The following is a 26,161-nucleotide window of genomic DNA, read 5'->3' as shown; positions in this document are numbered from 1 at the left end:
CTTGTGTCCCCTTAACGTTAAATTAGGATGTCCCCTTGACAGTACCTGTATCATGCAGCGGCACAATGGTCCGAACCAAAAATGCGGGTTCAAATACGGTCTCCACCCGCCCCTTCAGAGCGGCGGCCCGATCATTCATTCCTCTAATTCCCATTCCTGCGGCAATCAAAGTCTCAGGAATCTTTCCATTATTGGACACTTCAAGAATGAGCCGATCCGGTTCATATTGAAGCATCAGATGAACTTCAGTCGCGTCTCCATGACGGATAGCATTCGTAATTGCTTCTTGCGCGTTACGAAACAACGTGATCTCCATGCTTGGGTATAAGGTGTATGGGATACCCGCTATCTGATATGTCACCCTCAGATGGGAATTGCCACTATCAAGCGCAAGCTTTTCAAGCGAATAGGCACGAATGCTTGCATCAGAAGGCTTAATACGCTTGACGGTGGAGCGCATCAGTTCCATGCATCCGCTTAATTGGTCTCGTACTTCCGAGAACAGCTTTACGGACTGCTCGGGATTCATACGTGACACTTCAACAGAGGCATCCATCATCATCTTTAATCGGACGAGCTGATGTCCAAGTTCGTCATGCAGATCATGCGCGATTCGATTGCGCTCTTCTGCCTGAGCGATATGTTCTACCATGCGCGCGTACTGCATCACTTCTTGTCTTGCCTGCGTTAACTCATACGTTTGCCTGCGAAGGTCATCGTTGTTGTCTAAAATCGTTTTGTGTAGCCGCTGCTGATAAAAGGTGTGCATGACAAAAGCGGCGACAGCCAGCATGCAGATGTTCATGACGACATACCACATTGGCTCATGAGGCTGCAGCGCGAGGTTCATTCCAATCCAAGCGGTAGAACAGCCGCCAAAGGCCATGGAACGGGACCAGTGTGTAGGCAGAGATATGACCGAAGCCATCATAAGGAACGCGAGTATGCCGGAACAAGTATACGTCAGCCAGCCGGCTGTTACGATCTCGCCGAGAAAGATGAGCAATTGCACATAAGGCCCACCCCATGCTCGACGGAATTCGGTTAAGCCCATGATCAGCAGACCACCAAACATATAATGCTGCACGTCATCCCCCTGATAAGGAAAGATGTCCGAATACAATACGTATACAAACGGAACAAGAGTAAAGCTGTATCGCAACAAAAACTGCATCCACACGGCCAAGAGTGTATCGACTCCTTTGTTTCTCTTTCTTTCATCGTCTCGTTTATTTGATTTATTATATCATGCTGGAGGAGAGTCATATGGCGAACGGATGTAAATATGACTTAAGTCATCCCTATGAAGTGACTTGCTCTACCTGATGTAAAGACAGGAATGGGATATATTTGAACCAAGAACCGGATATGACGATAAGTGTTGATTGAACTCGGGATAACGAGAAAGATCCGATATGAGTTGACTGCAAAATAAGGGAGGTTGTATGTACATGAGCTTGTTGCGCATTGAGCAAGTAGTAAAGCGGTTTGACAGCCGCGTAGCGGTAGATCATTTAAATATTCAGATCGAAAAGGGTGAAATATACGGACTTCTTGGTCCTAATGGAGCGGGCAAAAGTACGACTATCCAGATGATTACGGGGCTGCTTCCCATTGATAGTGGCGATATCGTGTTGGAGGGGAAATCGGTTAAACAATCCCCGCTTCAGACGAAGCGCAAGATTGGCATCGTGCCGCAGGATCTGGCTATCTATGAAATGATATCTGCAAGACATAATGTGCTTTACTTTGCACGTTTGTATGGACTTCGCGGCAAGCTGCTGCAAGAACGGGTTGATGAAGCCTTGGAACGTGTCGGGCTGTTTGAACGACAGCATGATTTGGCATCTTCATTCTCGGGCGGCATGAAGCGTCGACTTAATATTGCTTGTGCGATTACACATAGACCACCACTCATCATTATGGATGAACCAACGGTAGGGATTGATCCGCACTCGCGCAATCACATCTTGGACTCGGTGAAGAAGCTGAACGAGGATGGTTCTACGATTATATATACGAGCCATTACATGGAAGAGGTGTCTGCCGTGTCCACTCGAATCGGCATCATGAATGACGGGCGGCTTATCGCCACCGGGACGGAAGCGGAGCTTCGCCAACAGTTCGGAACAGACGATAAACTCACGATTGAGACTGTTGAAGCGCTCGAGCACAATGGGGCGGCAGCTATTGACGAACTGCAGAAGCACCCGCATGTTCGTCAAGTAAGTTTGGTTGGAAATACGATGGAGCTCTTGTTAAAGCCAGGGGAAGGAAGTTTACAAGATATTTTGTTTATTATGACAAAGCATCAACTGTCGATCCGCTCGATGAAGCGAGAAGAGCCCAATCTGGAGACGCTGTTCTTGACGCTAACTGGACGCCAACTCAGAGACTAAGGAGGAGTTACGGGTGACAATATGGACAATTGCACGTCATGAGCTGGCGCTTCGTTACCGTGATAAAGGATCCAATATTCGCAATTTTATAATGCCGGTGTTGCTTATTTTTCTTCTCGGCTCTTCCTTGTCAGGGATGGAAGTCTTTCAGCAAACGGAACGTGAGATCAAGGTGGTTAAAGTAGGTGTCGTTCAACAGGATACAGGTGCATTAAAAAAAGCGTTTGAGGCTTGGACGAAAGATGAACGAGTGATGAAGTATGCAGCATTCAAAAGTTATTCGGATCGTAAGGAGCTGGATAATGAATTAAAGGATCAACGAGTTGATTATGGGATAATCGTGCCCGCTGCAGAGGTATCAAGTCGTCTTCCTCTTAAGCTGGTGACAATACGCGGGAACGATAGTGTTGCTAATATGACTATGGAGACGATGTTTGAATATTTTGTTAGTGAAATGGGTGCGGTTCAAACCATAGCTTCCTTGCAGCCTCATGAAAAAATAGAGTTCAAGCCGACAGAGACTGTCAGTGCGGTAAATGCTACAAATGGTGTTGTGGTGGGAACGACAGCTGGCCGATCAGTTAGCGCAATGCAGTACTATTCCGTGTCCATACTAGTCATGTTCTTATTTTATACGGGGCTGAGTTTTGGGGCATCCATGTATAAGGATCGGGAAAATCGAACGTTAATGCGTATGGTGGCCGCTCCTACTAGACCGTATGAGATTGCACTCGGCAAGATGTTGGGCCATTTTATAGTTGGGCTTGTTCAAGCTGCCGTCATCGTGTTCGTATCCCGCTTCGTGTTTGGAGTGGAGTGGCATGGGGGTTTGGGGATCATAACGGCTGTCTCAGCTTTGATCATCTTTTGTTCTCTTTGTATAGGCTTACTGGCAGTTGGTTGGTTCAAGAATCAGGAAACGATGTTCTCTTTTATGCAGACCTTGATCATTTCGATGGTTGCTGTCAGTGGTGGTTACGTTGTGATCCCGTCTATACAAGAATCAATCGGCATTTATACGATCCCATACTGGGGGATGCAGTCTTTGCTGGATATGATGATGGGAAAAGGTTCCGTGCAGGTATTTGCATCGGTGCTTAAGCTGTCGTTTATTACGGGAATTATAGCTGTGATCTCATTTCTTCTTCACCGAAAGGCGGTCATCCGATGAACACTTTTCATATTGCACGTCACTTTATATACCGACTGCTCATGAATAAACGTTCGTGGGTCTTTACATTTATATTACCCTCCTGTCTGGTTGCTTTTATTATGTTTCAAGTTAATGTACACCAGGAAGCGAAGCCTGTGGTTGCATATGTTGATCAGGATGGAAGCGTGTGGTCCAAAGCACTGCTTAAGCAGTTGGGCGAATCGTTTGTGTTGTCGGCTGAGTCCGATGCTGGCTTAATGGAAACCAAATTAACGGACCGAAAGTTGAGCCACGCTTTACTTATCCCTCAAGATTATGGTGATCGTCTGATGGCTGGTCAAATGCCGAACGTACGACTGATGCGGCTTGGTGTAAATGAAAGCAGCGTGATGATCCAATTGGCACTGGAGCAGCGAACACGAGAATGGACTGCATTGGCATCGGCGTTGGCGCAATCCGGTAAGTTGGATAGTGAGGCACATGCCGAGCAGGGCATACATGCCTACATGAACAATAAACCTGTAGTAGAGAAGCTGGATAACAGTCAGAAAATACCTGTCAATTTACGAATTTCCATGGGGCTATTTATGATGTTTATGTTGATGACAGGCTTGAATTCGATCACAGTCATGCTGGAGGATAAGCAGAAATATACGATGATTCGCACGTATGCAGCTCCAGTTCGATCATGGGAGATTTCTGTCGGATACTTTGGAGGCGCGGTTGTGTACGGTTCAATCCAGATTGGTATTGTTTTATTATTAACAAGGGTGCTGCTCGGTATTGATATGGGTATATCGGGTATCGAGCAATTTATGTTCTTGGAGTTGTTTCTATGGGCGGGACTTAGCATTGGCTGTATGCTTGGCGCACTGTTTCCGAGCTCGGAGGCCTATGCTCAGATTGGATTTGTGTTTGTGGTGCCAACAAGTATGCTTGGAGGCTGCTACTGGCCAATATCTATTATGGAGCCTTATATGCAAAAGGTTTCTTATTTTGTCCCGCAGCGATGGGCGTTGGATGCGATTGAAAAGTTAGCATCTGGCGGCAGCATGGCGTCAGTAATGATCCACGCCGGTGTACTGCTCTTATTTACAATTATATTTCTTGGCATCGGTTCAGCTGCCCTGCGGCCGTCGAATAGAAGTGTGGCATAGAACGTGGAGAAGCCTCACTGTTTCAAACTTAAGGCAACGGCTAAGCCTTTGGGTCCTCGCGCAGCGGGGGCCTTTTTAGGTTGGAACTGTCAGTAGGGAGCCAGCATAAAGACGTTTGCGGATGTAATGGATGAAGAAAACGCTGCGAGTGTGATAAGTATTCCATTATTTACCTAGCTATTAATAGTGGTGCAAGTATTCACAAGTAAGACCAAAATACCGATAAAGGTAAGAAAATGTGTAATTTTCAGGACTTAGAGCAACGAGGGGGCGCATCATGAATTACGGTTGGGTTCGTAACATACGCAAATCGCTAAGATTGAAAATTATCCTTATGCTTATTGTGTTGATTGTACTGCCGACAATGGGCTTAGTGTACGGGCTTGCGGAAACATCGGCAGGTCATACGCGCGAGCTGATTCGTAATGAAGCCAATCAGATGAAAGTAACCATTGAACAGGTACTGGGCGACATTTATGAAGATGCTGAATACATGATAAACAGTCTGGAGAAGGATCGTGCGAGTCTGATTCAAGACAAATCGGTATTGTTGAATCGATTGCAAGGAATGGCTAAGGACAATCATGATATTTTGTCTGCGTATACGATCATGAACGGGGTATTTTATGACAGTGATCGCTCGACAGACACCAACTTTGATCCAACTACAAGGGAATGGTATAAAGAGGCCCTTTTGAAGCCCGGTAAATTATATATATCAGAACCTTATCAGGATTACATGACAAAGGACATGGTCATTACGTTTTCCAAAAAAGTAGGAACGGCTGACGATGTTATTGCGCTGGATATTCGTATTCATAGTCTTGCTGAGATGGTTAGCCAATTTAAAGTGGCGGAGAGCGGTTATATTGGACTGCTGGACTTAAACAATCAGGTCATTGCTTATCCTAGAATGAAGGCTGGAGACAAGCTGGAAGGTGAACAGTATGCAGCTATGCTTGCCTCAAATGGTGGTACTTTTGACCTGACACAGGGAGAAGAAGGCGCATTTGTGTCTTTTAACAAGGATAATCCATTAAGATTAAATATCGTGTCCGTGGTCCCTGAACAGGATATTACGAAATATGCGAATGTGATTTATGTGAGAGCGTCTGTGTTTGTAGTCATTCTTCTTTTATGCATCGGGTTGTGCTCGCTTGCGGTTACCCGCTACGTGATTAAGCCTATAGTAAGGGTGCAGCGCTTAAGCGGCAGCATTGCAGAGAAGGACTTGTCCACACGTCTTGATATAGGAAAGAATCGTACGGATGAAGTAGGGCTTATGGAGCAGAACGTGAACACGATGGCTGAATCATTGTCTGAAATGATGATGCAATTAAGAGAGGCGTCTGATACTGTTGCTGCTTCTGCAGAGCAGTTGTCTGCCAATTCGGAAGAGAATGTAGCCTCGATTCAGCAAGTGTCGGCTTCTCTACAAGAAGTTAATTCTCGTTCAAACGCCACAGGAGAACAGCTTGCTCATGTTCATCAGATGGCCCAGCATGCGGAAGCAGAACTTGAGCGTGTCGTTCAGTTGGTCAATACCGCAACAACAGATGTCATTCATATTAATGAATGGTCAGTGGAAGGCCAGCGTTCAATAGAAGAAGTGAACACGCAGATGAAGGCTATCCAAGAGCGATCCGAACATTCGCTTCAAGAAGTTCATTTGCTGAACGAGCAATCGGTTCAAATTCAGCAAATTGTGGTGTTTATTCAGCATCTGGCACAGCAGACACATTTGCTCGCCCTTAATGCGGCCATTGAAGCGGCACGTGCTGGCGAACATGGCAGAGGTTTTGCAGTTGTAGCCAGTGAAGTTCGAAAACTGGCGGAGCAGACAGGTGGAGCGACTGATCAGATTACAAGTATCATTGAAGAGATTGGTCAGCGCACGGTGTCTGTGTCTCGCGCTATGGAGGATGGAGCGGAGTCCATCGCAGTCGGACAGGAACTGACCAGATCTGTTACGGGACGTTTATCGGAGATGTTTGCCGCTGTCCAGTCCATGAATACGCATATGAAACATTTAGCTGACATTAGCGAGCATTTGACTGATGCTAATCAGACGATGATGACATCGTTTAACGAATCAATTGAGATGACCAATGGTGTCGCTGCAGAAATGGAAACGGTCGCAGCGGTGAGTGAGCAGCAAAACGCTGCAATGGAGGATGTTGCCTCCTCCGCGAATCATTTGGCAAGTATCGCTGAGCAGTTGCAGCAAATCGCCACTTCATACAAGCTTTAAAAAATAGGCCCTATCTCATGTGATAAGATATGAGATAGGGCCTTTATTATTCGTCTTGTCGCGAGCGTGCCATCTGCTGCCATACCGTTCCAGCAGCTTCCTCACCCGATTGAATACGTTCAAGCGCCATGCGTGCCTGAAGTGCGACTTCGAATTCGGTATCATCCAGCGCAGCTGTAAGGGCCGCTATCGACTGTTCGTCACCGACCTCGTAGAGGAAGCGGGCGGCGCGCCAGCGGACCAACTTGTTGCTATCTTGGAGCGCTATTTTCATCGGCTCCATCGCGGAAGGATCGCCGATATCGGACAAGGTATCCCCTGCTGTTCGACGAACGCTGACAGAGCTGTCCGTCAGAGCTTTGAACAGATGCGGCAGTACAGCGGGCGTATTAATAGCGCCCAGATATATAACAACGAGCCGTCTAATCTGACTTTGCGGGTCATGAAGCAGTTGACCTAGCAATGGGAGATGTTCCTCGGTAGCTTGTAGTTGATCTAGTGCGGCGTAACGTGTTCGCCAATCCGCATCTGTCAGCATACGATGGATCGTAGCTTCATCCCATGTTGTACGCTCCTCCACAAATGGAGTTTCCTCAGATTTCTTAGCGACTGCTTGCTCCACTAGTGACTTCAGACGATCGTCTGAATAAGTTGCTTCCAACTCTTGTTCCACTTCTCTTGCAATGTCAGCCAACTCGCCGTAACGAATACCATAATCGCTGAGCTTGCGTTCTTTGATCAGAGTGGCGCTGGCCACTTCGTGCACGGCATTCAAAAATCGAGCGGACAGACCAATTCGTTCTTCCTTACCATCGCCTTGTACTCGAATCTGCATCGGAATGGCACGGAAATATTGCACATATACTTGTGCTTCTCCAAAGCTGTATGCAGCATTCTCATCCAATTCGACTTGCGCAGCATCCTTGGACCAGCCGAATACTTGCTGCACGTGGGCTAGTATACCGGCCCAATCTGCATGGGGTTTGCGATCAAGCGCGATAAAGTCAGCGGTATGAAAAATGCTCTTTACGCCATCGATTTCCAGTAATTGCTGAATGAGCGCCGGAGCATTATGTTTATGCTGCAGAGTGTATGTTCGTCTTACTCCGTCAGGCAAGTTAGTATCCAAGTGAAGCTTCATCGAGTTCGGACTTGGGGTTGGTTCTATGCGTAATAGCTGCATCTCATTTCCTCCTTTAGTGAAGCAGGTATTTCCATTTTACATGATTCGACGTTACCGCTCAATGAATCATCCAAGCATAGGGTGGGCAAACAGAGTAGAGGGGCATGACAATGCTGGTAACATAAGTGAAAATGACTGCTGTTGGTGTGGGCAAGTCATTGATGTTATGATGGCGTAAGAAAAGGCACTGAAGAGGCAAGCTGCACGGGTTAGAGAAGAACTTAAATATAAAGTTAGCTGTCATAGGTTATATGGGGAATAAGAGGCTGTAGGGGAAGTAACTGAGAAAAGCAGATTCAGATTAGGAAAACAGCAAGAATAACATACGACAAAAAAAAGCACCAAAAAATAGAACATACCCCTGTTTGAATAGACGAGTAGGGGTTTATGCAGTGTGGTTTAGGGTTATTAATCAATAAAATGTATCATCGAGAGCAGAAGTAAGGATGTCATTTGGTCCAGTTATTTGGTATATGATGAGGTGGGCTTATATGCAGCGACAACAATATCGCAATATGGACGATATTATGACAGAAAAGACGTGGAAGCAGTTCCAGCGTTGGCGGACGGAACGGAAAGTGCGCTTGCAGCACAAGGACTACTCCTTTGCGGTGCCGCATGTTGAGCCAGATATGCAGCGTTTGATGACAAATCGGACGGACACTACGGCTACCTGGATTGGCCATTCGACCTTCCTGTTGCAGATGGGAAGTTTAAATATGGCAACTGACCCCATCTGGGCGTCAACGATGGCGATGCAGAAGCGTCTGACTGAGCCGGGAATACCGATTGAACAGATGCCACCGATTGATGTGATTCTGATCTCACACTCGCACTATGACCACTTGCATCTAAAGTCATTAAGGCAGCTTGCCAATGACAACACGCTTGTCATTGTACCGTCTGGGCTGCGTTCAAAGATGAAACGAAAAGGATTCCCGAACACGATTCAGTTAAAATGGTGGGAGTCAGCAACTATAGGTGATGTTCGCATTACATTTGTGCCAGCGCAGCATTGGACACGACGGACGTTGACGGACACGAACCGATCACATTGGGGCGGTTATGTGTTTGAACATGTGGATGCCAAGTGTGATGAAGTGAAAGAAACGATTTACTTTGCAGGCGACAGTGGTTATTTCCGCGGTTTTAGTGAGATTGGTGAGCGCTTTGCCATAGATATAGCCATGCTGCCAATTGGTGCATACGAGCCTGAATGGTTTATGGGAGCGCAGCATGTTACTCCTGAAGAAGCGTTGCAGGCTTTTATCGATGTGAAAGCTAAGTTAATGCTGCCGATGCATTACGGGGCCTTTAAGCTGGCAGACGATACGCCAAAGGAAGCGATTGATCGGCTGCTGGCTGAGCGGGATCGTCTTGGGATTGATGCTGAGCAAATTCGCCTCATGGCCTTGGGAGAGACTTGTGACCTGAAGACAGCTTTTTGTCTGCAGAAGGGAACATAAGTCTAAAATATAAAGCTTTTGAAAAGTGATTAAAGTCGTAGGAGAGTAAACGATTATTTCATTAACCAGTGCATGACACAGCCGTTTGAAATATAACGACTGCGTCATGCGTATACCATACTTAATTCACTCTACCATGTCATGTGTTCAGAGTTGAGAATCTTGTATTGCGCAGAAGTATCTAGCCTAGGCTTATGCCAGTAAGTACCCACTTCCCGCCATGGTTATACATTTTGAGCTCGAAATGAACCCCATCATAAAAATCTTTGCTTTGAATAAATATGCTATATTCCAAGTACAGATTATTATCCATCTGTGAGCCTTTAGCTCCATCCATCAGATCCCAATTTTTAACTTTCTCATCTAAATCTGTTGCGAACTCATCCATGACTTTTTGGCCATGCACAGAGCGTAATTTCTCAATAAGTTCTTTGGCATTTTTAAAGTCAGACTCTGCGTAGTTTATTTTATATTCAATATTATGATCTTTGATATTATCGAAATAAAATTTCTTTAATGCAGAAAGATCACCGGTTCTTAATGCTTTTCCGTATAAGTTGAATAAATGTACCGCCTGACCTTTATGTTCTTTAAACATTTTGTCTGGGCTTGTACTAGCGGAGTAGGCTGGAAAAGAGGTTACTGCTTTACTAGACGAGTCTATGTTTTTATCGGGTTTTACTGTGCTATCGATATCAGAGTTATCCTTTGTTGGTAGTGTCGCCGAGTCTTCTGTTTGCTGACTATTCCCCCCAGTGATTACTACTTCTTTAGCATTTCCGTCCCATTTGGTTGAAGCGCCTAATGCTTTGGCTAAATAAATAGCAGGGACGTATGTATTACCGTTATAAACTAGAGGACTCGTGTTGCCCGTGTTAATAATGTCGCCATTGACCCGCAGCTGGATCTCACCATTCTGGTAAGCTGTGACTTTACGTACAACGGAATCCGCGTAGGCCAACGAGCCAACTGCTACCGTTAGCGATAGCATAGTAACGATCGCTAACACACTTTTTTTCTTTTTCATGTTTTCCTTATGCTCCTTTGTGATTTAGTAGGAGTGTTTTGAAATTGAACCAAATTACCAAGCACTCCAGAATTATGTAAAGGGAATCTTTTCACATTATACTAAATAGTACATAACAATGACAGAGGAAAACCGTTATAAAAGCTCCATTATGAAGCTTTTATAACGGTTTCATTGGTAATATTTTAATAGATTAACGTTTTTTTTGCCGCATCGCTGCCTTATAATTCCGGGCAGACTGCTTGTTTGTGCTTTTGTACTCCCGCAGCGCACGGGCATCTTCTGATCGCTTCATGAAGGCGAACTCACGCTGCAGCTTGCGGTAGGCGGTTAATCTGGCTGCCTCAAGCTCGCCGCTTGCGAGGGCTTGCTGCACCGCGCAGCCTGGCTCTCGTTGGTGTTCGCAGTCGGTGAAGCGGCATTCGGCAGCGAAGCCCTCGACATCTTCGAAGGCATCAGACAGACCGTGGCCGTCATTGCCTTCCAATGTGACGAGACCAACCTCACGCATGCCAGGCGTATCAATCAGCCAGGCACCATGTGAAAGCGGCAGCAGCTCGCGGTGTGTAGTGGTGTGGCGTCCTTTGCCATCACCCTCGCGGATGTCTTGGGTAAGCATATGCTGTGTCCCGGACAAGGCATTCGAAAGCGTAGACTTGCCGACACCGGAAGAGCCTACCAGCACTACCGTGCTCCCAGAGGGAAGTGCTGCTCGTAGTTCTTCGATTCCTTCATTTGTTAAGGAGGAGACGGTGTACACTTGCGCGCCAGGTACGGCATTCATCGCTTGAGCGACGTAGTCCGCTGCTTGAGTCGGATCAGCGACGGCATCGGCCTTCGTCAGCACGACAAGCGGCAAAGCACCGCTATCGTAGGCTAGAGCCGCGTACCGCTCCAAGCGGCGCGGCTCAAAATCTACCGTCATCGCGGTGACCAGCAGCGCGATGTCAACATTGGACGCGATCACTTGCGCGTCCTTCCGACCGCCGGCCACCTTGCGGGCGAACACGCCGCGCCGCGGCAGCACGCCGGCAATCGTGGCCCGCCCTTCAGCAGGGCGGGGGGCGACGGCCACCCAGTCGCCCACTGCTGGCCAATCGCTCGGCATAAGCATAGCCGCGCGCGCTTGGCCTGACGGCTCCGCGAGCCATTCGCCAGCTTCGCCGTACACCCGGTACAAATGCTTGTGCGCAAGCGCAACCCGCGCTGGCACAAGCGAATCCCCGAAGCGGCGCATAGCCGCTTCGTTCAGCTCTGCGAGCCACGTGGTCCATACTTCTGACCACGACTCGTCCCAGCCTAGTGAGCTCAAGCTGGTCCAGCTTGGAGAAATAGGCTCTGACAGACCATCGTCAACGGTGTAAGCAGCCTCCATTGCAACCAGTTCAGGAGCATCTGTATGTTTATGTTCCATAATAGATGCTGATTCAAGCTTATTATCGATGATATGTGCACGTAATGATGATGTGCTATCGTCATTTGTCTTATTAAATGGATTATTGTTCAAGTCTGTTTTCTCCCTATTAGGTAGGAAGACGTCAGCGAGCAAATAGCTCTATATGAGTTAACGTCTTCTCCTCGATTGTGAACTTGCAGTGACACGGACGACTAAGCGACAGTGAACAAGTTCGGGAGCAGACGGGGTTCACACCTTTCCACACAGGTGCTGGATGGATCAGTTATTGCAGGAACGCCGAATGAACGGCTAACGGATGAACCCTACCTCCCGAACGTCACATACAATGGATACTTTCACCATATAACATCCCTCGCTTTCTTCAGGTTCATAGTAAGTTATGAAATGGAATCACTTGAGGTTTTCACTTCATGCCATTATTATATCCAAACTTCCTGACCTTGGAAACCGAAATTTACAATGCATTCCGTTGTCCGCGCATGCATATTTTCCACAGGTATGTTATAATAATCGCTTGGAAACCTATAATTGTTACAAAGGACGGGAATGCCATGATTAGTACAACAGGCGTCACGCTCCGCTACGGCAAGCGCGCGCTGTTCGAGGACGTTAACATTAAGTTCACTCCGGGCAACTGCTACGGTCTGATAGGCGCGAACGGGGCGGGCAAGTCAACATTTTTGAAAATATTGTCTGGTGAAATTGAAGCCAATAGCGGGGAAGTTCATATTACACCTGGCGACCGTATGTCGGTGTTGAAACAGAACCATTACGAATATGACGAAAACAAAGTGTTGGAGACAGTTGTTATGGGTCACCAACGCTTGTATAACATTATGAAAGAGAAGGACGCCCTCTATGCGAAGACGGACTTCACAGAAGAAGACGGCATGCGCGCAGGTGAGCTGGAAGGCGAATTTGCGGAGCTGAACGGTTGGGAAGCTGAGTCGGATGCTGCAGCAATGCTAATCGGCCTCGGCATTCCAAGAGAGCTTCATGAGAAGTTGATGTCTGAGCTTGATGGCAACGAGAAGGTTCGTGTCTTGCTTGCGCAAGCGTTGTTCGGCAGCCCGAATATTTTGCTGCTCGATGAGCCTACCAACCACTTGGACTTGGAGTCCATTAACTGGCTGGAGAACTTCTTGATGGACTATGAAGGTACCGTTATTGTAGTATCTCATGACCGTCACTTCCTGAACAAAGTGTGTACAAATATTGCGGATATTGATTTTGGCAAGATTCAATTGTATGCGGGTAACTACGACTTCTGGTACGAGTCGAGTCAATTGGCTACGAAGCTGGTACGCGACGCGAACAAGAAGAAGGAAGAGAAGATTAAAGATCTTCAAGCGTTTATTCAACGCTTCAGCGCCAATGCTTCGAAATCGAAGCAGGCGACGGCTCGTAAGAAAATGCTCGACAAGATTACGTTGGACGATATTCGTCCGTCCAGCCGCAAGTATCCGTTTATCAACTTCAAGTCCGAACGTGAAGCAGGCAAGCAGCTCCTGACCATCGAAGGATTAACGAAGTCGGTTGACGGTGAGAAAGTGTTTGAGAACTTGCATCTTGTTGTAAACAAAGGGGATAAGATCGCGCTTGTTGGACCAAACGGTCTGGCGAAAACGACGCTGTTCCAGGTTCTAATGGGGGAAGTGGAGCCAGAAGCAGGCGAATTCACATGGGGGGTTACGACTTCTCAAGCGTATTTCCCTAAAGACAACTCTGCATACTTCGATGGCGTGGAAGACAATCTGGTAGATTGGCTGCGTCAATATTCGAAGGATCAGGACGAGACGTTCCTGCGTGGTTTCTTGGGACGTATGTTGTTCTCTGGTGAAGAAGCACTGAAGAAAGCCAGCGTATTGTCCGGGGGCGAGAAAGTGCGCTGCATGCTGTCTAAGATGATGATGACGGGTGCCAACGTGCTGCTGCTTGATGAGCCAACGAACCATTTGGACCTCGAATCCATTACAGCGCTTAACAATGGTCTGATCGACTTTGACGGCACGATGCTGTTTACGTCGCATGACCATCAGTTCGTACAGACGGTAGCTAACCGGATCATCGAGATTACACCAAATGGTGTCATTGATCGTGTTACTACGTTTGACGAGTACTTGGAGAGCGATGAGATTAAAGGTCTGCGTGAGAAGCTGTACCCAGCAGAAGAGAAATAAAGTTAATATAAATGGAGAAGCCCGGATTGTCTGTTAAGGACAGTCTGGGCTTCTTTATAGCATGCAGGTCACGAAAAAGTGAGCTGGTACAGGTGTATGAATAGCAGCAAGGGGACTTCTATTGGGAAGTCCCCTTGTTGTGCGTTTGCTTAATCAGATACAGGTGGGATGACCAACAGTACACACGGAAATCTATGTAGGTCGTGAAGTGTTCAGTGCGTATTGAAAGGCATGGAGCAGCTTAACAAAGGCACGCTTGCGGATCTGGCCATAGGTGACTGCACTGATTGGCGGGTCAAAGCAGAAACTGTATACTTTCGTGTCAGTCATTCGTGCCGCCTTCATATATCGTTCTCGGATAAGCAACTGCTCATCCGCTTCCAACTCATCGACGATGGATTCGATCAGCCCGCAGAAGGCGAGGCATTCGTTCGCCTTGTCCATATTGTGAATGGCGATTGCAGATGTAGGATCGCCAATCCGATTCGTAGCTCCGTTCTCCCTCGCTTCATAATTTGCCGTAATGCGAGCTTCACGCATGGTAAACTTCATCACCTTGCACATTCTGTACTTGGAAAACACCTGTTCAATCCGTGCCTTGGCTTGTTTGGCATCCAGCCGCTCCTCTTCTGGCATCTCCATAAAATAAGTTGATATCATCATCAGGCAAGTCCTCCTTCATTTCCATCCGAACTATGGAACACCGTGGGCAGGTATCTTTATTATACCACAAAAAGAGAACAAATGTTCTTATAAATATTAAAAAGAAATCAAAAAGAAAATAGTAAAAAGGAATAAACCAAACATGTGTTCGCTGTTTTATACTATTAACGTGGACATCGTGAGCACAGGGAAATCATCTCTTATCCAGCTTGTTTCGATAGGTGAGAGAGGCTGATTTGGTAGACTGCGATGTTAACAAAGGAGGTGATGTGCATTGATTGCGTACCGCAATATCGTCCAGCAATGGATTGTGCCTATGGGAGAAGCCCTTAAGCTGCCTTTAGTTAGCATGGATTCGCTGCGTACGAATAACACACTGCCATTACTCGTCTACGATGTGACAGAGCCCTATATCGATTGCAGCCCGCATGCTCTAGACACGGGAACTGGAGATGTCGAGAAGCTTGTAGAGATGGAATGGCTGCTGCTCATCTGCGGTGACGACCGCATGGAAATGGTAGAAAGATGTCGGGATATGCTGGGCTGGTTGTGGACCGAGGGACTAGAGCATCTGGCGAGGTTATCGGTCTCAATGGTTCGAATCAGCCCCGCACAATGGAAGACAGACCCCAATGCCGGGCTTGGACTTCAAGTAAGGCTACGGATGAAAGATCGTTTCGTGCGTTCTTTTACGTCGATTGACAAGATTGAACTGACTTCAAAAGAAGAAAAGGGAGTGGATGATTAATGACAGTACAAGACGTGCAAGTAACCATCGATTTACAGAAGCCGACAGGACGGTTGTCTTTGGCGACACCGCTTATTCTCGGCAAAAAAACTGGCGGGTTCGCTTATAAAGAATTTGGCGATCTGGACTCTGTAAAAGCCGAATTTGCAGAGACAACAACCGAATATAAGATGGCACAGGCGTTGTTTGGTCAGGGAGACCACTCGCCCAAACGCATTGCGATTGCTGCTCATGATGAGACGGAGGAGCCTGCTGTACGCCTGCGGGCAGTGCTGGATAACAGCTGGTACTATCTGCTTTCAGCGGACAACAGTGCGACTGTAGTAGAGGCACTAGCCGAAGAGTTGGAGAAAGAAGACTACCGCTTGTATGTCACTCGTATCGCTGACAAGACCAAGCTTCAGGCGCTTAAAGCCAAGGGATACACGCGTACGGCCGTATTTTACCACACGGATGCTGCTGCTTATCCAGATGCGGCATTGGTGGGTTCCGTGGGTTCTGCGGATGTTGGTTCTGTTACGTGGAAGTTCAAAACGTGTACGGGAATTTCTCCATTAAAGCTGACATCTACTCAGTTAATGGAGATTCATGATAATGGTGCCATTACGTATGTGAATAAACAAGGTGAAGCACGAACATCCGAAGGAAAGACCGTATCCGGCGAGTATATCGACGTCATTATGTCTCGTGATTATGTGCGTGCTCGCATGGAAGCACAGGTTCAAAACTTGCTCAATCAATCGGATAAGATTCCGTATACGAATGCAGGTATTGCCCAGATCGAAAGTGCAGTGGTTAACGTACTGCATGAGGCATTCCGGATGGGGATTATTGCGGAGGATGAAAGCGGCGAGCCATTGTTTGGCACTTCGTTCCTGCTGCGGGATCAGGTGGAGCCGGGAGATCGCGCTAATCGCAATTATAAAGGCGGTTCGTTCTGGTTTGAGATTGCCGGCGCAGTTCATCAAGTGCTGGTCAAAGGGGTTATTCGTTTCTAAGTCCGGTATAACGGCAAAAGTCATTGAGGGTTGAAATTAGCTAATAAGAGGATGGTGTTTATTAATGAATATTGGTATTTATGATGCAAAGAATGTGTCGGTTATCGTCAATGGCAATTATATTACGGGGTTCGGTGAGAACACATTTGTGTCGTGCGAAAAGGATGAAGAAATGTCAGTTGCCCATGTTGGCGCACACGGCGAGGTTGCGATTGCACATAAGAACAATCCGCTGGGTACCATCAAATTAACCTTGATGTCAACTTCTCCGCAATTGACTTTGCTTCATCAACTTGCTCGTGAGAAGAAAATATTTGACATTTGGGTAGTATCCCATAATGAACCGCGCGAACGTATTGGCAGTGAGCAAGCTATCATGAAAAAGCTCCCAGCGGCTGCATATGGCTCTGAGCTGGAAGATCGTGAATTTGAAATTCAATTGCTGAAATATACACATACGGTGTAATACCTTGAACATAAGAAGAAAGGGTGAATGTAAATGAGCAAGCAGAAGATCGTCACGATTGATGGAGAGGAACTGGTGCTACAGCATCCAGGAGCGCGTGCTCTAATGCGACTGTATGATGTCGCGCTAAAAGCCGATGGCGGCTGGAAACTCGAAGCATCGATGGATTTCTTCCTTCAGCACGTCATCGTATCTCCGCGTCTCCATTGGGAGGGGCTTGAAGATAAATCTGATCTTTTGACTCCGTTATGGCTGGAATGTGCACGATTCCTGGGGATGGTAGATACACCCTTGGAATCCGAATCATCCGACGTATAGGCATTCCATCACCCTGAATCCGCTCCGGCAGCTGTTCTGGCAGGTCGTCTTGAACAACCGGGGCGGCGTTTCATATACAGAGGCGTGCAGCATGAGCATTGAGGAACTGTGCGAGGCTGCGGCGGCGATGGAATGGATATACGGGAAAGGAGGGAAATAAACAATGGATGATCGGATTGTTAAAAATACGCATCGTGAGCTCCGCACGATGAACGGAAAAATAGATGAGCTTGAATTGACGTTGAATGTACTGACAAGTACGATTCGTAGTCAGTCCAGTTTATTGTACTCCAGCATGAAAATGAAGTCAGCAGCAGGTGCTTATGCCCTACAGCCAATCCTGAATACAACTCAGTTGGAATTGGCGTTGGACCGAGTTCAGGTGGCTATGGTTCACCAGGGTGCTGCCATGAGGCAATTGTTTGCTTTAAAGTCTGGTGCAGCGATTGCACAAGGTGCGGCTGCCACCAAGGCTACAGACGATAAAACGAAGCTGCTGCCATGGGCGGAGAATTTCCAGAAATCTGATTTTGGCAAGACCATAATTAGCAGTAATGAAGTTTTGAAGCCTTTTAAGGATTTGGGGGATACAGTTGTAGCTCTGTTTGAAGGCCCTCTGAAAATTAAAACTTCTATTGATGAGTATCGTAAATGGTTTCAAGGTAAAGGGGGGGAATCCGGCAATAACAATAGTGACAGCAATGGAAGTTGCACTTGTAGCTGTTGTGCTCCTGCTAGTGATAGAACAGGCGGGAATGGAGGAGGTTCCCCTGATAACCAAAGTGATTCGAGGCGTAGAGGTTCGCGCCGTGCCCGTGGTCGTCAAGGACGTCAAGATTCAGAGCCTACGCAGGAGTCAAGGAGAAGGTCGGATAACGGGGGCAGAAGCAGACATAATCGACGCAATACAGGGGCGAATCAGCGGAACTCAAGAAGGCGTTCATCTTTGGGTGGATCTTCCGCACCGCCTCCTGAGCCTAGCACTGGTACGGGTAGACAGGAGTTAGGACGTGCAGCGCAGGGTGAGAATGGCTCCGCATCGCGCACAAGAACAGACAGGCACGGACCAGCGTGGAGATTATCCCACATGCTGCCGAAAAGCCGGAAAGGCAGAGCAGCTTTAGGCATTGCAGGTGCAGCCGGAGCGATTGGAGCAGGATATGCCTTATTTAGCGGGAGCAGTAAAGAAGGGCAGCAGCCTGACGATGGAAGCAGTCAGCCATCTACAACGATAACCAATGTCGCAACTGTTGCTCAATCTTCTATTGATATGGTCCAGGCGGTACAGTCGATGCGCGGGGCGGCTGATGTAACAGCAGGGGCAGCTCAGCAAGCAGCAGCTCCTACAACTGCGAACGCGATTAGAGCTTCTGCTCAATCGGCATCCGCCGCAACAAGAACAGCTTCAGCTGCCAAAAAAGTAGGGTGGTTCGGCAAGTTGCTTAAAGGCGCTAAAGCGGTTAGTAAAGCAACCAAACTGCTGCGGCTTACACCGGCCGGTTTTTTGGGAGGGTTGGCGCTTGATGCTGGTTTATGGGCGGCTGAGAAGTTTTTGCTCCCGAAAGACGAGGATCAAGGAAAGGACGAACTTCAAAAGCCGACTCTACCTACAACGCTTCCTGCCACGTTACCGAATAACATTCGCAGGCCTGGAGCTACTTTACCAATGGCGGACGCATCACGTGCGCCTGTAACACTCCAAGCAGGCATAGGGCCTCAAGTCTCAACGACTGCAGGTACTTCCTATCGCCCCTACTCTGATATGACTGGCACAGGAATTCCTGTATCAACTTCGCCGACGTTGAATGTACCGCTAGCGATACCAGGGCGGACAGGCACAATGGATGTAAATGCGAATAGCAACGTGGTGATGAATCTGAATGTGAACGGGTATGTTGATATGCGAATGATCGATGAAATTAAGCGGATTGCGCGCGAGCAGTTTGATGCTTCATTCCGCTCTTTCGAACGAAGTATTGCAAGCAAGATGCCTAAGCCGCAGACAGGGCCGGGAGGGGTGACTTCTCATTAAGCAAGAGTCAGTTCCAAAGTCAAAGGCAGTTTCAAAGCCAAAACCACCACAAAAATCAGCACAAAAGTTAAGCCGTTTAGGTGGAATCGATTTATTTGTAACGTCAGAAGAGCCGGAGTATGCTGTGCAGGTGAGTACCCATAACGTTGAAAAAGGTGGAACGATAACAGATCACATCCAGAAAGATACGGTTAGTCTCCATCTCGAAGGGCTATTGATTGGACCTAAAGCAGATCAATACCGGCATCGTTTAGTTAAAGCAATGAACGCAGGCACGCTGCTTCAATATTCAGGTCGTAATTTGCTATTAAATTGTGCGATTACAAGCTTAAGAACGGCACATGACAATTCCATCTCTAACGGGATGAGCTTTTCCATGACGCTCAAACAAATCAATGTAGTTACGATAAGCTACAAGAAGCTACCAGCCAAACGGAAGGTGGCCGTTAAGCCCAAAAGTCGTGTGGGGCAAAAAAATGCGACGTATCGTCCCAAACCGCTTTCACATACGGTGCGTAGAGGACAGACATGGGAGCAAATTGCGGCTTACTACGGCACAAGCCCCTATCAGCTTCGTAGCTGGAACTCACATTTAGATGCTCACGTTCCACCTCCAGTAGGCATGATCTTGTCCATCGGGCAAAAGGCGAGCGCTAAACAAAAAGCTATGAATCCGAATTTGAAGCATGCGGTAAGAACTCACAAGGTAGTATATGGTGAAAGTTGGAATTCAATAGCTTCTAGGTATGGTACAAGCCCCGATATATTAAGAGGATTGAACCCTAACATTAACGGCCATACCATACTCAAGTCTGGAATGGTGATCCGTGTTCTATAAATGACAGGTACTTATATGATGGTAAAGCCACTTCTAGGGAAGGAGGAATGTGTATGGCAATTGTTGTCATTGATAAGGAGTTGGTTCCTTACTCGTTTGAGATGGACTTAGGTGGTCGTACGTATACGTTTGAAATTCGATACAACCATAAACATGATTATTTCACAGTGGATTTGCTAGTAGGAGAAAATGCGCTTGCACTAGGAGTAAAGCTGGTATGGGGCGTGCCTTTATTTGAGGCCATAGAGACACCCTTGTTTCCCTTGGAAGAGATTGTGCCTTATGGAGATAATCTGAATGAGCATGTGACGTGGGATACGCTTGGGCGATCCGTGCACATTCATTTGGGAGAAGACGATGGAATATTTATATAATCGCCAATGTGAAGTGCTTGTTGGGGGGTACAAATTTACGTACCAAGACCTGACAATGCGCGTTGTGGTTGACTTTGATGATGATAAAGAGGCCAACGAATCTACCATTGAATTGTACAATTTATCGAAGCATACACGGGCTAGTCTTCGTAATGGCATGCGAGTCATTGTTAATGCGGGATACGGTCGTAGTCTGGGAACGGTACTTCAAGGTAATGTCGTTGAAATTCGAACGAAGCGCGAGCAGATGGATCAAATTACGACCATTCAAGTGAAAGACGATTTAACCGTATCTGTCTATCATGTGGTGCAGTCTTATCGCAAAGGTATAAAAGCAAGTGAAATTATTCGCGATCTCCTAAATCAAGCGCAGATTCCTCATGGAGAAATATCGTTGCCATCTGATTATACGTATGCCAAGGGCTTTATTGTAAAAGGGGATCCTGTAGCGGCCATTCGCCGAGCCGCTGCGGCTTGTGGAATTATGACTTACACAAGGCAGGGCAAGCTGCATTTTCAAGCACCGAACGGGTCTGCTGCCAACCGAACCGCTATTCGTTTAGCTGCGAACAGCGGCTTGCTTGACAGTCCACAAACATTTGAAGATGGAGATATAAAGGGGGTTCGGGCAACTTCGTTATTGAACCATCGCCTGTATGCTGGCGCACTCGTCTGGCTGGAAAGCGTGGATTATCATGGGGTGTACCAAGTAAGACAAGGTAGACACACAATCTCGGCAGAGCAATTTGTTACGGATGTGGATTTAGTGAAGGAATCCTAGTTTGTTTTAAATAGTATAGATAACCGTTTCATAGTCGAGGAAGGAGGAGCGATATGGGTGCCAATCGAGCGGTTGGAGCGTTGGATGCCTGGATGGAGCACAAGCTGTCTGGCACAGCGGGCGCACAAATAGGGACAATCCTTAACTTGGAAGCAGGCAGTGCAGATGTGGAATTGGAGGGTGAAAGTGGGGCGATTCGCTATCAACTGCCCATGCTAGAGCTTTCATCTGATGTGATGCTTGAGAATGGGAACCGTGTATTGGTTGTATTTACTGAACCACACAGTGGTGGGGGTATTATTGTTGGAAAGGTGGCGGCTGGATGAGAACTTGGCAGCTGCTTGATGGAGATATTCAACTGTCAGATGGGCAAGTAGCTTGGATTGATGGACGTGATGAGCTTGCACAATCCGTGCGAATCAGAATGGGAACTCGCTTAGGCGAGTATTTTTTTGCCCCTGAGATGGGACTTGATCATGAGAAGGTGCTTGGAAAGCAAGTTAGTGAAGAGGGAATTCGTGAAGCGATCATGTTATGTCTAGCAGAAGAGCCGCGTATTCAATCGGTGGATGACATGGAGTTGGAATGGGATGGAGTAACCCGTCAGCTTATAGTTCAGCTGACCCTAACAGGCACGGACGGAGAGGAGGTCACACTTCGATATGCTGACAGCAGCGGGATTGAAACGCAAGACCTATAACGAGATTTACGAAGAGATGGTCAACGAGCTTGGAAAAAGGCTCGGACAAGATATGAATACATCGGAGTCGTCTCCGCTTGGTATGATGCTTCAAGTGTTTGCATGGCATTTGTCGGTGCTGTGGGAAGATGTGGAGCAAGTTTACCATGAATCCTATATTCAATATGCAACTGGTGTCCAATTGGATGCATTAGCGGTGTTTTACGGTTTACGCCGCAAGCTGGAGCAGCCTGCACATGGCATGGTGGAACTGAAAGGGTTGCCTGGCTATCTCGTACAACCTGGTTATCGAATAGGAACGAAATCGGGGATATGGTTTATAACCACCGCGGTGTGCACCTTGAATGAGAATGGTAAAGGAGCTGTTGCAATCAGTGCCGTTATACCTGGCATTATGGGAAATGTTCCTGCCGGATCAATCGTTGAGGCATTTAGCCCATTGAAAGAAATTACGGGTATAACCAATCTTCGGGAAACTGAGGACGGTCGTGAACAGGAAAATGACGTGGAATTTCGTGATCGGTTGCGGGCGGCACGTGATGGCAGCCATGCCGCCACGATTGATGCGATCGTCTCTGCGCTGCTGCAGTTACCAGATGTGAAGTCTGCCGCGGTGCAAGTCAACGATACGATGCAAACAGACGAACAAGGAATCCCGCCTAAGTCTATCCGTGCTTATGTATATGGTGGTCAGTCCGATCAGATAGCCAAAGCGATCTTTGACAAAAAGGCGGCGGGCATCGGTACAGATGGCAAGGAAAGTTTTGAAGTGAAAGATATTAGTGGCCACGGCCATAAGGTACAGTTCAGCCGCATGAAGATGTTGGACGTTCATGTTGAGGTGTCTGTGTCTGCCAATACTGCATTCTCTTCAAGAGGACAAGAAGAGATTATTACTGCCCTAGCCCAATATGTTGGCGGCGTTGGTGCTGATCAGCAGGATTATACGGGCCTGGCTCAAGGCTCGCGTATCGTATTTAGCCGTCTTTTGACAGCTGTTCAGAATGTGCCTGGGGTCGAGGAAGTTATGGACTTGAAGGTGAAGTTGGGTGATCGTGACTATGTGTCTGGTAATGTGGATGTTCCGCTCTATCACGTATCAAGAGTGGCCCCGGATCGGATTAAGGTGGCGGTGAGTCATGTTTAAGCTGGAGCAAGTGATGGGGATGCTGCCGGATTTGGTATCTAGAGAAGGAAGCCATTTCTCCAAACTTGTTGATGTTTGGCTGATGCAGATGAACGAGCTAAGTGAGACAATTGTGCGCATCTCTTCGTGGAAGAGCATCGAGAATGCAGAAGGCGCCGCACTTGATATGATCGGCGGCAATTTGGGTCAACCTCGTGGACAAGCGACAGATGAGGTTTACCGTATGCTGCTTCGTTCCAAGCTCGCACGTATGAATGCCAGCGGCAATCTGGACTCTGTTATCGAGGTGTTGGCTTTGGCGTTGAACACGAAACCTGAGGAGTTTCGTCTTTCAGAGCGCTACAATGATCCGTTGGAGCCAGAGCCTGCCGCGATTCATGTCAACGAAGTGCCTTATGAGAAGCTGAACAGCGTCGGCTTGAGCCCTGGCCAGTTTGTGTCGCTTGTTGAGCGTCTTGTCGCAGCAGGTGTTCGTGTTGGCCAGGTTGAACTGACCGGAACGTTTGCATTGGCTTCTTTGCCAGACACACTGGAGTCGTCCAGCGAATATGGCCTCGCCGATGAAGCGATGACCCTCGGCGGCACACTTGGCGATTTGTATGTACCAGGGAATGATTATGAGCTGCCTATGTGAAGTTAGCAGCTTCACTGAGTATGTTAGATTCGCACACGAAATGAAATTAGAGGTGATCATTTATGGCATATGAAAAGGAACTTCCCGAATGGAAAGCCAAGGGGGTTAAGCCCCCGCAAAGTAAGTTGGATGAAGGTTGGAAGGTTCAGGATAAGCCCCCTGCGGCTTGGCTCAACTGGCAGATGAATTCGACGTATGAAGCGTTGCAGGAGCTGCAGGAAAAGGCAGTTAATAAGAACGGGGACACATTAACTGGAAAGGTTATTGTGGATAATGAGCTAAAGGCTAAAGGGATTAGTGTCACACAAGGATATTTTGAAGTGAACTCTTATGGAGCAGAGTATGGGATTGGTAAATTGCAATCTTTCTATGATGCGAATAATAAGACTTGGAAAATAAATGGACGTGATAGTGCTGATGCTCTTACAGCTGTGGACTTGCAGTTAAATGGACGTATGAACGTGAATAGAAGCGGCATTCAGCTAGGAATTGGTTCACCAGCGTTAGCTAATTTTCACATGGTGTCGGATGATGTAGGTGGTCGCCCAACCTTGCGAATCTACAATGGGAACTATGGTGCTGGTACAAGAATGTTTGCCATAGATAATCAAGGGCATGCGATGCTAGGGAATCAATTAAACCCAAACAATCTTGAGGGCTGGTCTAAAGTACTTGATATCTATTCTACGGGTAATGCTCAGATCAAAGTAAGAACAGACGTAGTAGATGGCCGCTTTGAGGTGCATGATCAAGGATTTACTGGAGGTGCTCCTGGTTTACTCATTGGCACGGCTTCTAATCATGATGTGACATTTTTGGTAGGGAACCAAAATAGGCTGAGTATTTCTAAAGATGGTTACCTTAATATAAGTTCAGCTATAAGAATGAATTCAGGAGATAGTTGGAAATTTTTTGTTGATAATCAGGGGTCTGTTTATTCAAATGCTGGATCAAATGATGGAGGATTACTTCATTATCAGCTAAGAAATAATACCCGCTTACGATGGGGTATTGGTCTAGCGGGAAATGAAAGTGGTCTCAACAACGGTTCGGATTTTTCCATTTGGTCTTACGATAATAATGAAAATATGATTCACAGACCTTTAATTCTTACAAGGCAAAATACTGCACTTTTGTTCGGCTCCCCCCTTCGTGCAACCCATATTTCCAACCGTGCTCCTGCTAATCATGAGGGGAATGAGGGCGAAATTTGGATTCAATATTAAGGAGGGGGATCTAATGCCTATCAGTGTTAAGGAATCTGGCACATGGAAAGCTGGCAAATTGGTTTATGCAAAAGTGGGTGGAGCTTGGCAGCAGGCTAAGCGTATTTTTACGAAAATAGGTGGCATATGGGTAGGTATATGGTCAGCCGCTTACTGGACTCAAAAGTCTAATTTTCAATATGCCAGAAAACAAGGTCAAGCAGTTGGTGTAAATGGTTATTTATATTATATAGGCGGTAGATACAACAATGATTACAGTGGCAGTGGAACCTATACGAATGAGAGATGGGACCCTAATACAAATACTTGGACATATTTAGCTGATTGTTTGTACAAAAAAACAGATGGTTGGGTTGCGGCAAGAGGCCAATACATTCATGTTGGCTCGGGTACAGATCATTATTATACGCACGTTATGTATGATACAAACAGCAATAAATGGTTTTCTAAGAACCATATTACTGATGCGCAAGGACCATGTGCCGCTCATGCAGGTGATGGAAATACTATTTATATGGCAGGTGGATGGAATGGGGGGAGCTACTATAACAGTTTTTACAAATGGCAGGACAGTGTAGACTATGCTACGAGTCTTACAAGTATGCCTATGCAAAGAGCTTGGGCAGCTGGAGGGTTTATCAATAATAAGTTTTATGTTATAGGTGGCGAAATATCGCTTGGTCAGCTGACTAATCAATGTCATGTATATAACCCTGATACTAACGCTTGGACACAAGCTGCGGATTTGCCAGAGCAAGTCTCCCAATCCCCACACTGGGTGTTAAATTCAAAAATGTATGTAATTCAAAATTCAACTAGCAGTAAAACTTTTTGTTATGACCCTGCTACAAATGCTTGGATACTAGGACCTACTTGCCCGTCCAATGTGTATTATGCAAAAGGGGCTAGTCTTAATGGAAAAGGATATGTTGTTGGAGGAATTCAGCAAGGGACTGGAAATATTACACAAACCTTGTATGAATTAACGATGTAAGGGGATGAA

At 46.9% G+C, this 26,161-nt stretch carries 25 protein-coding genes; 20 read left to right on the top strand and 5 right to left on the bottom strand.

Annotation, left to right across the window (positions count from 1 at the left end; translation table 11 throughout):
* Positions 1 to 22: 22 nt before the first annotated feature.
* On the bottom strand, positions 23 to 1,180 hold the full coding sequence (locus MH117_RS16690; RefSeq protein ID WP_239330693.1) for a sensor histidine kinase: 1,158 nt from the start codon (positions 1,178 to 1,180) through the stop codon (positions 23 to 25).
* A 271-nt stretch (positions 1,181 to 1,451) separates the two neighbouring features.
* On the opposite strand from MH117_RS16690, the gene MH117_RS16685 reads away from it, so the two are divergent.
* The 4 genes from MH117_RS16685 (at position 1,452) to MH117_RS16670 (ending at position 6,960) form a co-directional block, all read left to right on the top strand.
* Positions 1,452 to 2,399, top strand: a complete 948-nt coding sequence (locus MH117_RS16685) for an ABC transporter ATP-binding protein (protein WP_239330305.1) — start codon at positions 1,452 to 1,454, stop codon at positions 2,397 to 2,399.
* Between the two features lie 13 nt (positions 2,400 to 2,412).
* Positions 2,413 to 3,570 (top strand): ABC transporter permease, encoded by a 1,158-nt coding sequence (locus MH117_RS16680; RefSeq protein ID WP_239330303.1) that lies wholly within the window; start codon positions 2,413 to 2,415, stop codon positions 3,568 to 3,570.
* Entirely contained in the window at positions 3,567 to 4,709 is a 1,143-nt protein-coding gene (locus tag MH117_RS16675) for an ABC transporter permease (protein WP_239330301.1), read from the top strand. Before MH117_RS16680 ends, MH117_RS16675 begins: the two co-directional genes overlap by 4 nt.
* 277 nt (positions 4,710 to 4,986) lie before the next feature.
* Positions 4,987 to 6,960, top strand: a complete 1,974-nt coding sequence (locus MH117_RS16670) for a methyl-accepting chemotaxis protein (RefSeq protein WP_239330299.1) — start codon at positions 4,987 to 4,989, stop codon at positions 6,958 to 6,960.
* A 46-nt stretch (positions 6,961 to 7,006) separates the two neighbouring features.
* On the opposite strand, the gene MH117_RS16665 is transcribed toward MH117_RS16670, so the two are convergent.
* Positions 7,007 to 8,143, bottom strand: a complete 1,137-nt coding sequence (locus tag MH117_RS16665) for a virulence factor (protein ID WP_239330297.1) — start codon at positions 8,141 to 8,143, stop codon at positions 7,007 to 7,009.
* A gap of 491 nt (positions 8,144 to 8,634) precedes the next feature.
* On the opposite strand from MH117_RS16665, the gene MH117_RS16660 reads away from it, so the two are divergent.
* A complete protein-coding gene (locus tag MH117_RS16660; RefSeq protein ID WP_239330295.1) occupies positions 8,635 to 9,609 on the top strand; it encodes an MBL fold metallo-hydrolase in 975 nt (324 codons plus the stop codon).
* Between the two features lie 181 nt (positions 9,610 to 9,790).
* Here MH117_RS16660 and MH117_RS16655 read toward each other — a convergent pair whose 3' ends face one another.
* Positions 9,791 to 10,636, bottom strand: a complete 846-nt coding sequence (locus MH117_RS16655; protein WP_239330293.1) for a stalk domain-containing protein — start codon at positions 10,634 to 10,636, stop codon at positions 9,791 to 9,793.
* A gap of 193 nt (positions 10,637 to 10,829) precedes the next feature.
* Complete coding sequence (rsgA, locus tag MH117_RS16650; RefSeq protein WP_239330291.1) at positions 10,830 to 12,143, bottom strand: ribosome small subunit-dependent GTPase A; 1,314 nt, start codon at positions 12,141 to 12,143, stop codon at positions 10,830 to 10,832.
* Between the two features lie 461 nt (positions 12,144 to 12,604).
* On the opposite strand from rsgA, the gene MH117_RS16645 reads away from it, so the two are divergent.
* Complete coding sequence (locus tag MH117_RS16645; protein ID WP_239330288.1) at positions 12,605 to 14,233, top strand: ABC-F family ATP-binding cassette domain-containing protein; 1,629 nt, start codon at positions 12,605 to 12,607, stop codon at positions 14,231 to 14,233.
* A 192-nt stretch (positions 14,234 to 14,425) separates the two neighbouring features.
* On the opposite strand, the gene MH117_RS16640 is transcribed toward MH117_RS16645, so the two are convergent.
* The gene (locus MH117_RS16640) at positions 14,426 to 14,896 is read right to left on the bottom strand and encodes an ArpU family phage packaging/lysis transcriptional regulator (protein WP_239330285.1); all 471 of its coding nucleotides are present in this window, start codon (positions 14,894 to 14,896) and stop codon (positions 14,426 to 14,428) included.
* Between the two features lie 274 nt (positions 14,897 to 15,170).
* On the opposite strand from MH117_RS16640, the gene MH117_RS16635 reads away from it, so the two are divergent.
* The 14 genes from MH117_RS16635 (at position 15,171) to MH117_RS16570 (ending at position 26,152) form a co-directional block, all read left to right on the top strand.
* The gene (locus MH117_RS16635) at positions 15,171 to 15,644 is read left to right on the top strand and encodes a phage neck terminator protein (protein ID WP_239330282.1); all 474 of its coding nucleotides are present in this window, start codon (positions 15,171 to 15,173) and stop codon (positions 15,642 to 15,644) included.
* The gene (locus tag MH117_RS16630) at positions 15,644 to 16,642 is read left to right on the top strand and encodes a DUF3383 family protein (RefSeq protein ID WP_239330279.1); all 999 of its coding nucleotides are present in this window, start codon (positions 15,644 to 15,646) and stop codon (positions 16,640 to 16,642) included. The genes MH117_RS16635 and MH117_RS16630 overlap by 1 nt, the downstream gene beginning before the upstream one ends.
* Before the next feature lie 64 nt (positions 16,643 to 16,706).
* Positions 16,707 to 17,108, top strand: coding sequence for a phage structural protein (locus MH117_RS16625; protein WP_239330276.1), 402 nt, complete (start codon positions 16,707 to 16,709; stop codon positions 17,106 to 17,108).
* A 33-nt stretch (positions 17,109 to 17,141) separates the two neighbouring features.
* Positions 17,142 to 17,426 carry a hypothetical protein gene (locus MH117_RS16620; RefSeq protein ID WP_028545746.1) on the top strand — a complete coding sequence of 95 codons (285 nt, stop codon included), beginning with the start codon at positions 17,142 to 17,144 and terminating at the stop codon, positions 17,424 to 17,426.
* A gap of 163 nt (positions 17,427 to 17,589) precedes the next feature.
* A complete protein-coding gene (locus MH117_RS16615) occupies positions 17,590 to 19,458 on the top strand; it encodes a hypothetical protein (protein ID WP_239330273.1) in 1,869 nt (622 codons plus the stop codon).
* 85 nt (positions 19,459 to 19,543) lie between these two features.
* Positions 19,544 to 20,296, top strand: coding sequence for a LysM peptidoglycan-binding domain-containing protein (locus MH117_RS26720; protein ID WP_343224467.1), 753 nt, complete (start codon positions 19,544 to 19,546; stop codon positions 20,294 to 20,296).
* A 53-nt stretch (positions 20,297 to 20,349) separates the two neighbouring features.
* On the top strand, positions 20,350 to 20,670 hold the full coding sequence (locus MH117_RS16605) for a phage baseplate plug family protein (protein ID WP_239330269.1): 321 nt from the start codon (positions 20,350 to 20,352) through the stop codon (positions 20,668 to 20,670).
* Positions 20,654 to 21,451 carry a phage protein gene (locus MH117_RS16600; RefSeq protein ID WP_239330267.1) on the top strand — a complete coding sequence of 266 codons (798 nt, stop codon included), beginning with the start codon at positions 20,654 to 20,656 and terminating at the stop codon, positions 21,449 to 21,451. The genes MH117_RS16605 and MH117_RS16600 overlap by 17 nt, the downstream gene beginning before the upstream one ends.
* Positions 21,452 to 21,504: 53 nt before the next feature.
* Positions 21,505 to 21,777, top strand: a complete 273-nt coding sequence (locus MH117_RS16595) for a hypothetical protein (protein ID WP_239330265.1) — start codon at positions 21,505 to 21,507, stop codon at positions 21,775 to 21,777.
* Positions 21,774 to 22,151: a DUF2634 domain-containing protein gene (locus MH117_RS16590; protein ID WP_239330263.1), complete on the top strand. Its 378-nt coding sequence runs from the start codon at positions 21,774 to 21,776 to the stop codon at positions 22,149 to 22,151. Before MH117_RS16595 ends, MH117_RS16590 begins: the two co-directional genes overlap by 4 nt.
* A complete protein-coding gene (locus MH117_RS16585; protein WP_239330262.1) occupies positions 22,114 to 23,298 on the top strand; it encodes a baseplate J/gp47 family protein in 1,185 nt (394 codons plus the stop codon). Before MH117_RS16590 ends, MH117_RS16585 begins: the two co-directional genes overlap by 38 nt.
* The gene (locus MH117_RS16580; RefSeq protein ID WP_239330260.1) at positions 23,291 to 23,932 is read left to right on the top strand and encodes a hypothetical protein; all 642 of its coding nucleotides are present in this window, start codon (positions 23,291 to 23,293) and stop codon (positions 23,930 to 23,932) included. Before MH117_RS16585 ends, MH117_RS16580 begins: the two co-directional genes overlap by 8 nt.
* Positions 23,933 to 23,994: 62 nt before the next feature.
* Positions 23,995 to 25,158, top strand: coding sequence for a hypothetical protein (locus MH117_RS16575; RefSeq protein WP_239330258.1), 1,164 nt, complete (start codon positions 23,995 to 23,997; stop codon positions 25,156 to 25,158).
* Entirely contained in the window at positions 25,130 to 26,152 is a 1,023-nt protein-coding gene (locus MH117_RS16570) for a Kelch repeat-containing protein (RefSeq protein ID WP_239330255.1), read from the top strand. The genes MH117_RS16575 and MH117_RS16570 overlap by 29 nt, the downstream gene beginning before the upstream one ends.
* Positions 26,153 to 26,161: the final 9 nt, after the last annotated feature.

It is taken from the genome of Paenibacillus sp. ACRRX, from assembly GCF_022346885.1.
Classification (GTDB): domain Bacteria; phylum Bacillota; class Bacilli; order Paenibacillales; family Paenibacillaceae; genus Paenibacillus_B.
The sequence above is the reverse complement of the archived record's forward strand: the minus strand, read 5'-3'. Positions and strand labels throughout refer to the sequence as shown.